Raw genomic sequence first — 13,265 nt, 5'->3', positions numbered from 1 at the left:
GCTTCCTCTTACGCAGGGTCATTCTTCGTGGAGAAGGCTTCGAATAGAAGCTTTTCATATTTTTTAAAGGAGGTGAACTTCATGGCAGTACGTATTCGTTTGAAACGCATGGGTGCTCATAAAGCTCCGTTCTACCGCGTCGTTGTTTCGGATTCCCGTTCCCCGCGCGATGGACGTTTTATTGAAGAAATCGGAACTTACAATCCGGTAGCTCAACCGGCTCAAGTTTCGCTTGACGAAGAAAAAGCGTTGAAATGGCTGCAAACCGGGGCGCAAGCGTCCGATACGGTTCGTAACCTGTTCAGCAAAGCTGGAATTATGACGAAATTCCACGAGCTGAAGCAACAGAAGTAAGATGTAAACTGTTGTGCGGAGGGTCCGAGATGAAGGAGTTAGTAACGGTTATCGCCAAAGCTTTAGTCGATCATCCGGAAGACGTGCGCGTTCTGGCTGTGGAAAGCGATAGCGCCATTGTTTACGAATTATCCGTTCACCCCGACGATGTCGGCAAAGTGATCGGCAAACAGGGGCGTATCGCCAAAGCGCTGCGCACGGTCGTCACATCAGCAGCAGTGAAAGAAACTAAACGGGTTACCGTGGAAATCGTTTCATAACGATTCTTAACAGAATGAAGAGATTAGGTTAGGATGAATTTCCTAGCCTTTTTTCGTACATGCTTGTAACAGAACGATTTTATATATTGTATTTGTCTTGATTAGGAGGGCGTCATGTCCGAACTTTTATATTCGGTTGGAAAAATCGTCAATACGCACGGCCTTCGGGGCGAGCTTAAAATACTTTCGCAGACGGATTTTCCGGATATTCGATTCAAACCCAAAAGCAAGCTGATCATGCAGTCACCGGACTTGAAAACGACGGTTCCTGTCGAAGTGGAGTCGGCCAGGGAGCATAAGAACGTGTTCATCGTCAAGTTCAAGCAATATGCGGACATCAACCAGGTCGAACCGTATAAAGGCTGGATGCTGAAAGTATCCGAACGCGATTTGGCCAAGCTGGACGAGGGCGAATATTACTACCATGAAATCGTAGGTTGTACGGTCGTAACCGAGGAAGGCGAGGAGCTCGGCACCATTACGGAAATTTTAACGCCGGGAGCCAACCACGTATGGACGATTACCCGCCCGAACGGCAAGCAGCTCCTCATTCCCGTGATCGATGAAGTTGTGCTGGACGTCGATGTTTCGAACAAAAAGGTGCTCGTTCATCTCATGGAAGGGCTCCTGTAACGATGCGCATCGATGTATTGACGTTGTTTCCGGAAATGTTCGAGGGCGTATTCGGGGCCAGCATTTTGGGCAAAGCGAAGGAAAAAGGCATCGTCTCGTTACATACGGTTAATTTTCGCGATTATGCCAACAACAAGCACAATACGGTCGACGATTATCCTTATGGCGGAGGCGGCGGCATGGTATTGAAGCCGGAGCCGATTTTTGCCGCAGTGGAGCAGCTCGTGCAAGACGCGGAACATCATCTTTCGCGGGATGCAGTTTTGCAACATTCGCATGATGCTAGGCAGGAGCAAGGGCAGGAAATCGGGTGGCTCGATGCCGAGGTTTCCAAGGGGGCGGTGACTTCGGATTCGGCGCGGGCGCTTGCGCAGGGAGCCGTGCGACAAGAAGCAGATGATGCTAAGGAGCACATGCCGAGAGATAGGGATCAGCATGCGCTGACTGCCGATGAGCAGCTTGTTCAGGATGTTGAGCGGCAGCACGCACTAGAACACGAACAGCCTGTTCATGTTCGGATAAAGAAGCCACGCGTTATTTTGATGTGCCCGCAGGGAGAAACATTTACCCAGAGTAAAGCGGAGGAGCTGTCTCGGGAAGAGCATCTCGTCTTTATTTGCGGTCATTACGAAGGTTATGACGAGCGGATTCGCCAATATTTGGTGACGGACGAGCTGTCGATCGGCGATTACGTGCTGACCGGCGGCGAGCTGCCGGCGATGGTCGTTATCGATAGCGTCGTTCGGCTATTGCCAGGCGTACTCGGCAACGAAACGTCGGCGATCACGGATTCGTTCAGCACGGGGCTTCTTGAGCATCCGCATTATACGCGTCCCCCTGTATTCCGGGATTGGGAGGTCCCTGAGGTACTGTTATCCGGCCACCATGTGAAGATCGAAGAATGGCGCCGCAAGCAAGCTTTGCGCAGGACGTGGGAACGCCGTCCCGATCTGCTGAATGATATGCCGTTGACCGCCAAGGACAAAAAGTGGTTGGAGGAAATAAAAAACGGCGGCGGACAATAAATATACGCGAAGGACCTCGTTTCCCCTATGTTGGCGGGATATGAGGTCCTTTTATTAATGTGACAACTGTATATGGGTTGAAAACAGCAAATGGAAAATCCAGTAAATGATAAAATGCAGTTATTTACTGATGGGAATGATAAGAAGAACGAAAGCCTGCAAAAGTACATCTATTTACAGGGAATTTCCTTTTTGCGTTCCGGATCGAGGAGAATAAATGTATTATCACATTTATTTCGACTATTTGAGGTAAAGTCAATTTTATAAATGTAGTTTTGCAGTTATGAACGTTCACGTTTATGTTTAGGCAATAACCCGTCTCATTTCATCATTGTCCGCTGAATGGCTAAGCTACTCTAACAGACCACAAATCAACAAATTGGTCAACGAACTAACCTGCATAAAAAAGCGACCCCTCACGCTAAAAAGGAATCAAGAGACGCAGGAATCCTTTTTAACGTAATAAAGGCCGCTTGGATATGTTACAATACCTTGCTCAGAAAATCTTTGGTCCGCGGATGCTGCGGATTGCCGAACAATTGAGCCGGATCGCCTTGCTCCACGATGGAGCCTCCGTCCATAAAGACGATACGGCTGCCGACTTCTCGGGCAAAGCCCATTTCATGCGTGACGACGACCATGGTCATGCCTTCGCCGGCAAGCTGTTTCATGACGTCGAGCACTTCGCCGACCATCTCCGGATCAAGCGCCGACGTCGGCTCGTCGAACAGCATGACGTCAGGCTCCATCGCAAGGGCGCGGGCAATCGCGATCCGCTGCTTTTGTCCCCCTGACAGCTGTCCGGGGTAGTTTGACGCTTTATCGGCCAAGCCGACTCTCGCAAGCAGCTTGCGAGCCGTTGCTTCCGCTTCCTCTTTTGTTTTGCCTTTCAGCTTCCGAGGCGCAATCGTAATGTTGTCCAGCACGGTAAGGTGCGGAAACAGATTGAACTGTTGAAACACCATGCCCATCTTCTGACGCAGCTTGTTGACGTCGGTTTTTTTGCTTGTTATGGCTTCGCCTTCAATGAGTACCTCTCCCGATGTCGGCTGTTCCAGCAGGTTCAGGCAGCGCAAGAAGGTGCTTTTGCCCGAGCCGCTCGGACCGATCACGACAACAACCTCGCCGCGCTCAATTTGAATCCCAACGTCTTTCAACACATGGAGCTTGCCGAACGATTTGTTTAGTCCACGTACCTCAATCACCGGAGCTCATCCTCCTTTCGGCAACGCCGAGCAGCTTCGTCAGCGTAAACGTAAGGACAAAATACATCACAGCCGCGATAAGAAGCGGCTCAAACGGCCGATAAATGCCCGCTACGACGTTTTTCGTGCCGAACATCAGCTCGTGCAGCCCAACGACGGAAACGATCGAGGATTCCTTGATAACGACGACAAATTCATTGCCGAGCGCGGGCAAAATTTTACGTACCGCCTGGGGCAATATGATATGTGTCATTGCTAATCGCTGCGGCATGCCAAGTGACCGAGCGGCTTCCATCTGCCCTTTGTCGACCGCTTGAATGCCGGCCCGGAATATTTCGGCGACGTAGGCCGAGCTGTTAATCGTCAGCGCCATAACGCCGGAAACGTAATCCGGCAAGTTAATATTCAAATACGGCAAGCCGAAAAAGATAATGTAAACCTGCAGCAAAATCGGCGTGCCGCGGATGATCTCGATATAAGAGGAGGCCAACCAGCGGAGCGGCGCAATTCTTGACCTCTTCATCAGCGCCAGCAGAACGCCGCAAACAACGCTCAGGATGATCGTTCCGAGCGACAGCAGAATCGTCAGCTTGACGCCTTCAATGAAAAAGTCGGAATATTTGTTCCAAAACGAAAAATCCAATCGCTGTTCCTCCCGTTAACTTATTGCTGCAGCATTTGCTCGGCGGCTTCTTTTTTGAACTCGTCAAGCTTGTTTTCTTTGGCAAGCTTGTCCAGCACGTTATCGATCGCCGTTAGCAGCTTGGCATCGCCTTTTTTCACCGCAGCGGCAAAACCGCCTTGGTTGTCCGGTTTCGCGTCGGCGATAACCAGGTCGCTGTTTTTGGAAACAAACGCTTCGGCAACCGGCAGATCAAGCACTACGCCGTCTGCTTTGCCGCTTTTCAGCTTCAAAATCAGGTCCGGGATTTTTGGCAGCGTATCGGTTTTTGCGTCGGCCAGCTGCGTATGGGCAACTTCCTCTTGTACGGAACCAAGCTGGGCACCGATCGTTTTGCCTTTAAAATCGGCCAAAGTTTTATAATTGGCTTTATCGTTCGCGCGGACGACGATCGCTTGCTCGGATTGATAATAATCTTTCGTAAAATCGACGCTTTGCTTGCGTTCGTCGGTGACGCTTAATCCCGACATCGCAAAATCGACTTTGCCGGATGCAAGAGCGAGCAGCACGCTGTCGAAATCCATGTCTTTGATTTCCAGCTCCACGCCGAGCTCCTTGGCTACTTCTTTCGCGATAGCGATATCCAGGCCAACGACTTCATCTTTGCCGTTCACGGGCAGATGGAACTCGAAAGGAGGGAAATCCGCGCTTGTTCCGAGAGTTATTTTTCCTTTTTCCTTGATCGCGGCAAGCTTGTCCGACGATCCTCCGCATCCTGCGGCAAGTGCCGCGAGCAGCATAATTGCCAGGAATACGACCATTTTCTTCATTTTCATTGTGTTCCCACCTTTGATGTCATAAAATATGGATACTAACCGCTTGAAACACATCTTTATTGGATCTATAGGATACAATAAGCACTACATTATTATAATGCTCTGAACAAAAAGTTCAATATCAAACGTTGAATTTCATGAATTTGTATGGTAGAATAAATTCTGTTGCAGTTTTGTTCGAATACGGTGGTCCTCTATTTGCGATGATGCACGGGCAATAAGCTCGTCAGAGCGGTACGAACACCTGTTGTGGAAGGAGGGAGTCATATATGAATATCATTCAAGCGATTACTCAGGAACAACTTCGCAAAGATATCCCAAGCTTTCGCCCAGGCGACACGCTGAAGGTATACGTTAAAGTTATCGAGGGATCTCGCGAGCGGATTCAGCTGTTCGAAGGTGTTGTCATTAAACGCCGCGGCGGCGGTATCAGCGAAACGTTTACGGTAAGAAAAATTTCTTACGGCGTAGGCGTTGAGAGAACGTTCCCGCTTCATTCGCCGAAAATCGATAAGATCGAAGTGGCTCGCCGTGGTAAAGTTCGCCGTGCGAAGCTCTACTATCTTCGTGAACTTCGCGGTAAGGCAGCAAGAATTAAAGAAATCCGTTAATAAACAAGAGGGGGCTTGGTTGGATACAAGTCCCCTTTTCGTTTAACAATATTAGGTTCTTTCATCTCTTACATAGTAGAGATTCAGGAAGGAAGGTTCAATGGATGTCGATGGAACAGGAACAGGAACACAAACAAACCGAACCGAGTGCTGCCTCGGCCCACGTCAAATCGGCTAAAAAAGAAGCGTGGGAATGGATCAAAGCGCTGGCCATTGCGGCTGTGCTGGTGTTTATCATTCGCTGGTTTATTTTTACCCCCTACATCGTCGACGGGGAATCGATGCACCCCAATTTCCAGAACGGGGAACGGCTAATCGTGAACAAAATCATATACGACATCCGCAAACCTGAGCACGGCGAGGTCATCGTATTTCACGTTCCCGAGGAGGAACGCGATTTGATCAAACGCGTGATCGCGCTGCCTGGGGAAACGGTTAAGGTCGAAGGCGACAACGTATATGTCAATGATAAATTGATTGAGGAAAGCTATATTAAAGGCGTGGAAGAAGAAGCGGCCGCGAACGGCGGAACCTATAACGGAACCGGCGGGGATTTTTCGTTCCCGAACGATATCGTCCAAGAAACAAAAGTGCCGGAAGGCAAAGTATTCGTACTTGGAGATAACCGGCCGAACAGCAAAGACAGCCGATATCTCGGCTTTATCCCGATGGATCAAATCGTCGGCCGAGCAGATTTTGTATTTTGGCCGATTCAAGATTTGCGTTTTGTGAAACATTAATCCTAATATGAAATTGACGAAAGTAGGTGAGCGGCATGACAATTCAGTGGTTTCCCGGACATATGACACGGGCTCGCAGAGAAATCGAGGAGAAGCTGAAGCTGATCGACCTTGTGATCGAGCTGCTGGATGCCCGTATCCCGCTATCGAGCCGCAATCCGATGATTGACGAGATTTTGAAAGGCAAGCCACGGCTCGTTCTGCTGAACAAAGCAGATTTAGCCGATCCGCGGGCAACGGAGCGGTGGCTGCAATTTTTTGCCGAAGAAGGGTTGACCGCACTGCCGATCGATGCTTCCTCGGGGACGAAGGTGAATGAAATTCCGGTTCGCGCCAAGCAGCTGATGCAGGCCAAAATCGAAGCTCAGCTGCGCAAAGGCATCAACCCGCGGGCGATCCGCGCATCGATCGTGGGCATACCGAATGTCGGCAAGTCCACGCTGATCAACAAGCTGGCCGGCAAAAGCATCGCGGCGACAGGCGACAAGCCGGGCGTCACGAAGGGACAGCAATGGATCAAGGTCGGCACGGAAATGGAACTGCTCGATACGCCGGGAATTTTGTGGCCTAAATTCGAGGATCAAGACGTGGGCTACCGGTTAGCCGTTACGGGTGCCATTAAGGAAGATGTGCTCCATGTCGATGAGGTTGCTTTCTACGCGATGAAATATTTGTGCGAGCATTATTGGGATGCGCTGCAGAACCGTTTTGCACTGGAAAACGAGCCGAACGATTTGACCGATATCAATGAAATCGTACAAGTGATGGAAGAGATCGGCCGGAAGCGGGGCTGCGTCGTCAGCGGAGGAAGAATCGATCTGGACAAAGCGTCGGGATTGCTGCTTCGCGAGCTGCGTGCAGGCAAAATCGGGCGTGTAACGCTTGAGCTGCCGTAAGAAGCGGTTGAAATAGGCGCCTGAGTTGTATAAATAATGTGAAAGCCTGGCGATTGCCAGGCTTTTTTGTTACCAAAATTGAATTTAATGCATAAGTTTTTCCGCAGAATGAAATCTACATAGAAGAGGCATCGACCCGAAGCTAATCGGCATAACCAAAGTAATTGAAAAATGAGATCAAGTGCATATCTTTTTGTCCATGATGAGTGGACATATTATTGTAAATGTCTTTTGAAAGGTGGACACAAGGAGGAGGTGCAGATGCAAACGAATTGTCCATCATAGGGATACAATTGCATCAATAATTGGCGATTTGTTCACACGGCGCGGACAGTCGGACGGAATCGAAACGTACTGCCAGTGTCCACATTTGAATGGACATTTTCATGCATTTGTCCATCATAGGGATACAACTGCCTCGAAAATCGGTGATTGTTCTGTATGGACTATCGAACGGAATCGAAACGTACCTGCCAGTGTCCACATTTGAATGGACAATTTCGTGCATTAGTCTTTCTACCGTGAACAAGGCATTCTATCTTAGGAGAAGCGAACGAATCGGTTGTTTTGCAAAACAGGGACTAGGTCCAAAGCATCGAGCTGAATGCAATGCCGTACATCCTGCTCGTAGGCTAGTTCCCGTAATTCGCGTCCGCTTCCGCAGTCCCAAACCAGGTCATGCAAATCGGTTTTGCACGATTCGTAAGCGCCGATACATACTATGGCTTCCGGCGATTTGGCGCCATTCAGCCTGGACAATATAAGGCCTGCGGCCAAATAGTCCTCGATCCCGGGGCGCAAACGATTTTCGTTGTCCAGAGCGTTCGACCATTGTTCTCCGCAAGGAACTACGGTGATATTGGCGCCGGTTTCGTCTTGGATTCGGTTGGCGGCTCGAGCTGTGGCCGTCGCGTTCAAGAAGCTCCCGACAAGTAGGGACGGCACTTTGGAAGCAATCCAGGAGCAGGCTGCGCCGTTTAAGGAGCACAGTACAAAACTTTTGCCGTTATCATCGGGAGTAAAAGACACAGGGGAAAGCGAATGTCCTCCGGATTTCGCCGCCTCCGCTCGGCCTAAAGCAAGTTCCGCGCCGATACGAAGGGCATAAGCTCTCGCTGTGTCGTTGATCGGAGGCGGAAATGGATAAGCGATCGCCCCGAAGCTTAAAGCTGTGACAACGGTTGAAGAAAAGCTTAACACATCTACGATGATCGTAATATCTCCCCGCTCCGCGGCTTCCCTCGCACCGCGTTGCCCCCACTCGACGCGGCATGCGTATGGCGATTGATCAAACATGCGGCACCTCCTTATTGGCGTTTGTAGCAGAATCGAAGATAGCTATATCGATGGATAGATTCTATTCGTCGGAGGTCGTTTCCTTTCTTCGTGACCTAAATCGGTAAAAAAGCATGTCGATAATGCTTTTCACGAGCGACCTGATATTGGATTTGCGGATAATGGCATCGGAAAAAAGTTCGGGTTCCGGCAAGCGCGCTCTACGGCATGGCAATCGAGCCTTTACTGATACGCAGGTCGATCGAGCGGCGATGTGCCGGGAAGCCCTCGTGATCGGCCATATGCACAATCGTTTCCGCAAGCTGAGCCAAGCCTTGCGAGGTGAGTTCGGCTACGGCGCTATACCGCAAGAACGTATCGACGGTAACGCCGGAGTGGATTCGCGTAAACGCCCCGGTCGGCAAACATGCCGGGACGCCGATGGCATAGCTGATGGCGGAAAACGTTGTATGTTGGCCGATCAGCAGCTCCGCTGCGCTTGTGATTCGTTCGGCGACGGGCCACGGGTCGGCGGTCGCTACTTGAATATGCTCGTTGCCCCATGCGTTAGCGAGTTCGACCGCTTCGTCCAACCGGTCGACCACGATGATGCCGCCATATACGCCCAGCGCCGATTCGGCGAATTGTCTGCGGCGTTCCGGCAGCAGCGGAAGCTGCATGCGAATGCATTCGGCCGTTCGGACGGCGAAAGACATACTATCAGTAATCAATATGGCCGAGCTTTCCATCCCGTGTTCCGCTTCATTGATTAAATCGGCTGCGGCGAGCTCCGGGTCGGCGCTATCGTCGGCGATAATCATGCATTCAGAAGGGCCGAAATAAGGTTTCGCCGCTACGCCATGCAGCTGCGCCAACATCTGGGCCGCCATTATGAAGGGACTGCCGGGGCCGACGATTTGATCGACGCGCGGAAAGGTTGCCGTGCCATAGGTGACGGCGGCCGTTGCGGCTACGCCGTTCGCGCGGTAAATATTCGCGATGCCGAGCATCTGGGCGGCTGCCAGAATAGCCGGGTCGACGCGGCCATCGGGTCCGGGCGGGACGATGACGCTGAGGTTGCGAACGCCGGCGACGAGAGCCGGGACGGCAAGCGTCACGAAGGTGGACGGATACGAGCCTTTGCCGGACGGCACATACAATGCGACCTGATCCAGCGGAACCGCACGGCGACCGGCGAGGACCCCGGGTTGAAGCGCATGCATCCGGAGCGCGGGAGGCTTTATTTTTTCATTATAGGCCCGGTGGTTGTCGATCGCTTGCTCCAGGCTGCGCTTAAGCTGCTCCGGCAGTTGGCGCCAGGCAAGGTTCATTTCTTCCGCCTCGACGAGCAGTTGGCTTCGTTCCAAATGGACGCCGTCGTACTGCGCGGTTGCCGCAAGCACGGCTTCATCGCCGTGTAACCTCACCTGTTCGAATAAAGCGCGAACGGATTCAAACATCGATTCGTTCATCGACTGCTTGGCGGACCGCTGCCGGAAATGCTCTCGTTGCTCCATCGTCAAGTCGCTTAATCGGTAAATTTTCATCGTACACAAGCCTCCTCGTCGTATAAAGAAAAGATCCGTTATGCTCAAGAAGGGGGGCGGCAGATCGGCAAGCGAGCAGAGGAGCGCATCAACGCCAAAAAACCTCTCGTCCACAAAGGGACGAGAGGTTACTCGCGGTGCCACCCAATTTGCCGCGCATTCCGTTCGAAGCGCGACCGCTCTACAGGGATCTAACAATCCCGCTTCCCGAATAACGGAGGAAGATACCGGCGGCGCCTACTGAAGGATCATGTTCGGGCCGCAGCTCCAGGGGGTGTTTCCGCATGTCATCCGTACCGATTCGCACCAACCATCGGCTCTCTGCAACTTCCGATCTGCGTACTCTCCCTTTCATTGCCAATTGATCATGAGATTGTTACATATTATACTTGATTTTTGTTTTCTGTCAATTCGTTTCGTCAAAACATCCCGGGAACATGCCGGTCGAGATCGCAAGACGGTTCCAGCTGTTGATCGTATTGATCAGCATGATTAATGCGACGTACTCCGCTTCCGTAAATTGGCTCATCGCCTGATCGTAAACCTGTTGCGAGACGCCTTGATCCGCGACGAGCGTAACGGCTTCGGCCAAAGCAAGCGCCGCGCGTTCCCGATCGGTATAAAAAGTAGCCTCGCGCCAGGCAGGGAGCACATAAATGCGCTGCTCGGTCTCGCCTTGCTTGCGCGAATCCGCAGTGTGCATATCCAGGCAGAAGGAGCAGCCGTTTATTTGCGAAACCCGGATTTTGATCAGTTCCTTCAGGCTCGCTTCGATCCCGCTCACGCTTCCGAATTGCTCCAGCTTCAGCATCGCTTGAAATGCGGCAGGATTGGCGGTACGGTAGTTCATTCTTGTTTTCATCGGTTTCTCTCCTCGTAAATGAAGTGATTTGCTTTGCTATACAAGTAAGACAAAACAGCGAAATGATTTGTGACATGCTTTTCATCGTGTTGTGAAAAACGGCAAATGATGCAGCTTATCGGGGTTGGATATGAGAAAAACACGGCTGAACGCGCGGGCTTGCACATCGTACCCGAAGCCGATGACCTTCGTCGGACGTCCGTCCTGCACGATCGCGATGGCCTCTTGACCGTTCATTGAAATGCGGAGCAGGCTGCCGAGCGAGCCTTTGGACGAAATGCCTTCCAGGAAGGCTTGGACACGGCCTTTCCCGTATATCGGACGCAGCGCCGCACGGGCTTTGCCTCCGCCGTCGCTGATCAGCTGCGCATCGTCGGTCAGCAGCCCGAGCAAGTTCGCGAAGCTTCCCGTCGTCGCGGCGACCATAAACGCAGAAACCATGTCGGACATCTGCGATGTTACGATGTCGGGCTCGCTTATGGACGGCATAACGCCGGAAGGTAGTTTGGATTTGGCTCGGCTCATGATTTTGCGGCAATTCGCTTCGGACTTCTCCAAGATGGCGGCAATATCCGCATAATCGTAGCCGAACGCTTCGCGCAAGACGAATACCGCCCGTTCGACCGGAGTCAGAAGTTCAAGCATAACCATAAATGCGTAGGATACGGTTTCGGTTCGTTCGATCGTTTCGGCCGGAGATTCCGCTAGCCCGAATAACGGTTCCGGCAGCCAAGGACCGGTATACAGCTCTCTCCGGCGGACAGCCGAGCCGAGAAAATTCAGGCACCGGTTCGTCATCATTTTGGTCAAATAGGCTTCAGCGTTGTCGATCGACCCGAAGTCGACCTTTTTTAATGCGACAAACAGGTCCTGCACAAGGTCTTCCGCGTCGGTAACGGTGCCCAGCATCCGGTAGGCGATGCCGAACAACTTCTTGTAATATCGCTCGTACAACGATTCCAGATCCATTTTGTCCACTTCCGTTCGAATAAGGATAAGCCTATTGTAGGAGGTAACTCATGAATCGGCAAGTGGGGTCCGGATGAACATTTTTCGATTCGAGTTGGCGAAAATTCGACAACCCTTTACAATAGAGTAGGGAGGGAAGTTCATGCTGGAATATGAATACGATTTATGGGCGAAGTCATTTACATATATCGCGGGCGTTGACGAAGTCGGACGGGGCTGCTTGTTCGGGGACGTCGTTGCGGCGGCCGTCATTATGCCGGAAGGGCTTGTCGTTGAAGGAATTAACGATTCGAAGAAGCTAAGCGAAAAAAAACGCGAGGAACTGTACGATATTATCCTGGAAAAGGCGATTGCGGTTGGGGTCGGACGAGTGGAGGCGGACATTATCGACCGGATCAACATCAAGCAGGCATCCCGACTGGCGATGAAAAAAGCGCTGGAGTCGATGGACGTCAAACCGGACTATTTGCTCGTTGACGCAGAACGGGTCGAAGCGGATACGCCGCAGCTCGCGATCATCCACGGCGACGCGCTCAGCCAATCGATCGCAGCGGCCTCGATCGTCGCGAAGGTCACACGGGACAGGCTGTGCTTGCAATGGGATTTGCAATTTCCGGAATACGGGATCGGCATACATAAAGGTTATGCGACCAAGCTGCATCGCGAGCGGCTCCTCGAGTTCGGGGCGACGCCGATGCACCGGCGATCTTTTATCGGCAAAATCATGGCTGTGCAGCAACAGCTGTTCTGATTGGGGCGGCGAGCAGCCATTGTCGGAATTCATGATCCGGCGGCGTTTGTCCGATATACGGAGTAGGTTGTCATAGGAAACGGATAGGAAGGGGAACCGTGATGAATATTGGCGCAATGCTGCGCAGCATCATCGGCGATGCGCAGGTGAGCGAATCGAAGCAGCTGGAGCTGAAAATCGGTCAGGTGGTTCGCGGCGTCCTGCTGCAAATGCTGGACGAGCATGACGCGATGATCAACATCAACGGCATGCAAGTTCGCGCGAGGCTGGAATCGCCGATGAAGCAAGGGCAAGCGACGATGCTGCAGGTACAGCCGGAATCGGCGGACGGGCCGATCGTGCTGAAACCGCTTGGTTCCGCTCCGCATGTGCAGATCGCCGAGGAATCGTTAACGGACCTGCTGCGAAACGTCGGGCTCTCCGACGACAAAAACAACCGGATGCTCGTCCAGCAAATGAACCGGGACGGCGTCGCGGTAACGAAAGAGAACGCGAACGCATTGAAGGAAGCCGCGGCGGCGATCCCTTCGCAAGTCGACCGCGAGGAGTGGCTGCAGTCGGCGGTGCTTGCTTTTAAGCGGGGCCTGCCGGTAACGCCGGCCACCGTCGGCGCCTTGCATCAGGCGGCGTTCGGCAAGCCGCTGCACGAGCAGCTGCGGCAGCTGGAGGCGCAGGTGCG

15 protein-coding genes, 1 pseudogene and 1 other annotated feature are annotated in these 13,265 nt (G+C 52.1%); of the genes and pseudogenes, 9 read left to right on the top strand and 7 right to left on the bottom strand.

Translation table 11 applies throughout. From position 1 onward, the window contains the following. Window positions 1-81: 81 nt before the first annotated feature. The 4 genes from rpsP to trmD all read left to right on the top strand — a co-directional run bounded on the left by rpsP (window position 82) and on the right by trmD (window position 2,272). Window positions 82-354, top strand: a complete 273-nt coding sequence (rpsP, locus tag AC0LWM_RS07210) for a 30S ribosomal protein S16 (protein ID WP_474674236.1) — start codon at window positions 82-84, stop codon at window positions 352-354. A 29-nt stretch (window positions 355-383) separates the two neighbouring features. Beyond that, entirely contained in the window at window positions 384-614 is a 231-nt protein-coding gene (locus AC0LWM_RS07205) for a KH domain-containing protein (RefSeq protein WP_474674235.1), read from the top strand. A 114-nt stretch (window positions 615-728) separates the two neighbouring features. Further along, window positions 729-1,247 (top strand): ribosome maturation factor RimM, encoded by a 519-nt coding sequence (gene rimM, locus AC0LWM_RS07200; RefSeq protein WP_474674234.1) that lies wholly within the window; start codon window positions 729-731, stop codon window positions 1,245-1,247. Window positions 1,248-1,249: 2 nt separating this feature from the next. Then, complete coding sequence (gene trmD, locus AC0LWM_RS07195; RefSeq protein WP_474674233.1) at window positions 1,250-2,272, top strand: tRNA (guanosine(37)-N1)-methyltransferase TrmD; 1,023 nt, start codon at window positions 1,250-1,252, stop codon at window positions 2,270-2,272. Window positions 2,273-2,754: 482 nt separating this feature from the next. Here trmD and AC0LWM_RS07190 read toward each other — a convergent pair whose 3' ends face one another. The 3 genes from AC0LWM_RS07190 to AC0LWM_RS07180 are packed head-to-tail and all read right to left on the bottom strand — an operon-like array spanning window position 2,755 to window position 4,935. After that, complete coding sequence (locus AC0LWM_RS07190; RefSeq protein WP_474674232.1) at window positions 2,755-3,477, bottom strand: amino acid ABC transporter ATP-binding protein; 723 nt, start codon at window positions 3,475-3,477, stop codon at window positions 2,755-2,757. Beyond that, window positions 3,470-4,120, bottom strand: coding sequence for an amino acid ABC transporter permease (locus tag AC0LWM_RS07185; protein WP_474674231.1), 651 nt, complete (start codon window positions 4,118-4,120; stop codon window positions 3,470-3,472). Before AC0LWM_RS07185 ends, AC0LWM_RS07190 begins: the two co-directional genes overlap by 8 nt. A gap of 20 nt (window positions 4,121-4,140) precedes the next feature. Beyond that, entirely contained in the window at window positions 4,141-4,935 is a 795-nt protein-coding gene (locus AC0LWM_RS07180; RefSeq protein ID WP_474674230.1) for a transporter substrate-binding domain-containing protein, read from the bottom strand. Between the two features lie 269 nt (window positions 4,936-5,204). Here AC0LWM_RS07180 and rplS point away from each other — a divergent pair, with 269 nt between their 5' ends. The 3 genes from rplS (at window position 5,205) to ylqF (ending at window position 7,182) form a co-directional block, all read left to right on the top strand. Continuing rightward, a complete protein-coding gene (rplS, locus tag AC0LWM_RS07175) occupies window positions 5,205-5,546 on the top strand; it encodes a 50S ribosomal protein L19 (protein WP_474674229.1) in 342 nt (113 codons plus the stop codon). A gap of 110 nt (window positions 5,547-5,656) precedes the next feature. Further along, complete coding sequence (gene lepB, locus AC0LWM_RS07170) at window positions 5,657-6,286, top strand: signal peptidase I (protein ID WP_474674537.1); 630 nt, start codon at window positions 5,657-5,659, stop codon at window positions 6,284-6,286. 35 nt (window positions 6,287-6,321) lie between these two features. After that, window positions 6,322-7,182 carry a ribosome biogenesis GTPase YlqF gene (gene ylqF / locus AC0LWM_RS07165; protein ID WP_474674228.1) on the top strand — a complete coding sequence of 287 codons (861 nt, stop codon included), beginning with the start codon at window positions 6,322-6,324 and terminating at the stop codon, window positions 7,180-7,182. A 540-nt stretch (window positions 7,183-7,722) separates the two neighbouring features. On the opposite strand, the gene AC0LWM_RS07160 is transcribed toward ylqF, so the two are convergent. From AC0LWM_RS07160 to AC0LWM_RS07145, 4 genes are all read right to left on the bottom strand, one after another. After that, complete coding sequence (locus AC0LWM_RS07160; RefSeq protein ID WP_474674227.1) at window positions 7,723-8,478, bottom strand: 2-phosphosulfolactate phosphatase; 756 nt, start codon at window positions 8,476-8,478, stop codon at window positions 7,723-7,725. Window positions 8,479-8,678: 200 nt separating this feature from the next. Further along, window positions 8,679-10,004, bottom strand: coding sequence for a histidinol dehydrogenase (gene hisD, locus AC0LWM_RS07155; protein WP_474674226.1), 1,326 nt, complete (start codon window positions 10,002-10,004; stop codon window positions 8,679-8,681). Window positions 10,005-10,117: 113 nt separating this feature from the next. Continuing rightward, window positions 10,118-10,368 (bottom strand) — a binding site (T-box leader). A gap of 42 nt (window positions 10,369-10,410) precedes the next feature. Further along, entirely contained in the window at window positions 10,411-10,866 is a 456-nt protein-coding gene (locus AC0LWM_RS07150) for a carboxymuconolactone decarboxylase family protein (RefSeq protein ID WP_474674225.1), read from the bottom strand. An 81-nt stretch (window positions 10,867-10,947) separates the two neighbouring features. Next, complete coding sequence (locus AC0LWM_RS07145; RefSeq protein ID WP_474674224.1) at window positions 10,948-11,835, bottom strand: sigma-70 family RNA polymerase sigma factor; 888 nt, start codon at window positions 11,833-11,835, stop codon at window positions 10,948-10,950. A gap of 142 nt (window positions 11,836-11,977) precedes the next feature. Here AC0LWM_RS07145 and AC0LWM_RS07140 point away from each other — a divergent pair, with 142 nt between their 5' ends. Both AC0LWM_RS07140 and AC0LWM_RS07135 read left to right on the top strand, forming a co-directional pair. Next, window positions 11,978-12,586: a ribonuclease HII gene (locus AC0LWM_RS07140; protein WP_474674223.1), complete on the top strand. Its 609-nt coding sequence runs from the start codon at window positions 11,978-11,980 to the stop codon at window positions 12,584-12,586. A 101-nt stretch (window positions 12,587-12,687) separates the two neighbouring features. Next, window positions 12,688-13,265, top strand: a pseudogene (locus AC0LWM_RS07135) (hypothetical protein); the annotation flags it as partial.

The organism is Paenibacillus sp. sgz302148, assembly GCF_056120465.1.
Note: the sequence above shows the minus strand (reverse complement) of the source record. Positions and strands in the feature narration are given on the sequence as shown.

Excerpts from the sequence above, each read along its gene's own strand:
- AC0LWM_RS07180 (WP_474674230.1), bottom strand. The coding sequence starts at position 4,935 with ATGAAAATGAAGAAAATGGTCGTATTCCTGGCAATTATGCTGCTCGCG.
- rimM (WP_474674234.1), top strand. The coding sequence starts at position 729 with ATGTCCGAACTTTTATATTCGGTTGGAAAAATCGTCAATACGCACGGC.
- AC0LWM_RS07160 (WP_474674227.1), bottom strand. The coding sequence starts at position 8,478 with ATGTTTGATCAATCGCCATACGCATGCCGCGTCGAGTGGGGGCAACGC.
- rplS (WP_474674229.1), top strand. The coding sequence starts at position 5,205 with ATGAATATCATTCAAGCGATTACTCAGGAACAACTTCGCAAAGATATC.
- ylqF (WP_474674228.1), top strand. The coding sequence starts at position 6,322 with ATGACAATTCAGTGGTTTCCCGGACATATGACACGGGCTCGCAGAGAA.
- AC0LWM_RS07205 (WP_474674235.1), top strand. The coding sequence starts at position 384 with ATGAAGGAGTTAGTAACGGTTATCGCCAAAGCTTTAGTCGATCATCCG.
- trmD (WP_474674233.1), top strand. The coding sequence starts at position 1,250 with ATGCGCATCGATGTATTGACGTTGTTTCCGGAAATGTTCGAGGGCGTA.
- lepB (WP_474674537.1), top strand. The coding sequence starts at position 5,657 with ATGGAACAGGAACAGGAACACAAACAAACCGAACCGAGTGCTGCCTCG.
- hisD (WP_474674226.1), bottom strand. The coding sequence starts at position 10,004 with ATGAAAATTTACCGATTAAGCGACTTGACGATGGAGCAACGAGAGCAT.
- AC0LWM_RS07150 (WP_474674225.1), bottom strand. The coding sequence starts at position 10,866 with ATGAAAACAAGAATGAACTACCGTACCGCCAATCCTGCCGCATTTCAA.
- rpsP (WP_474674236.1), top strand. The coding sequence starts at position 82 with ATGGCAGTACGTATTCGTTTGAAACGCATGGGTGCTCATAAAGCTCCG.
- AC0LWM_RS07140 (WP_474674223.1), top strand. The coding sequence starts at position 11,978 with ATGCTGGAATATGAATACGATTTATGGGCGAAGTCATTTACATATATC.
- AC0LWM_RS07145 (WP_474674224.1), bottom strand. The coding sequence starts at position 11,835 with ATGGATCTGGAATCGTTGTACGAGCGATATTACAAGAAGTTGTTCGGC.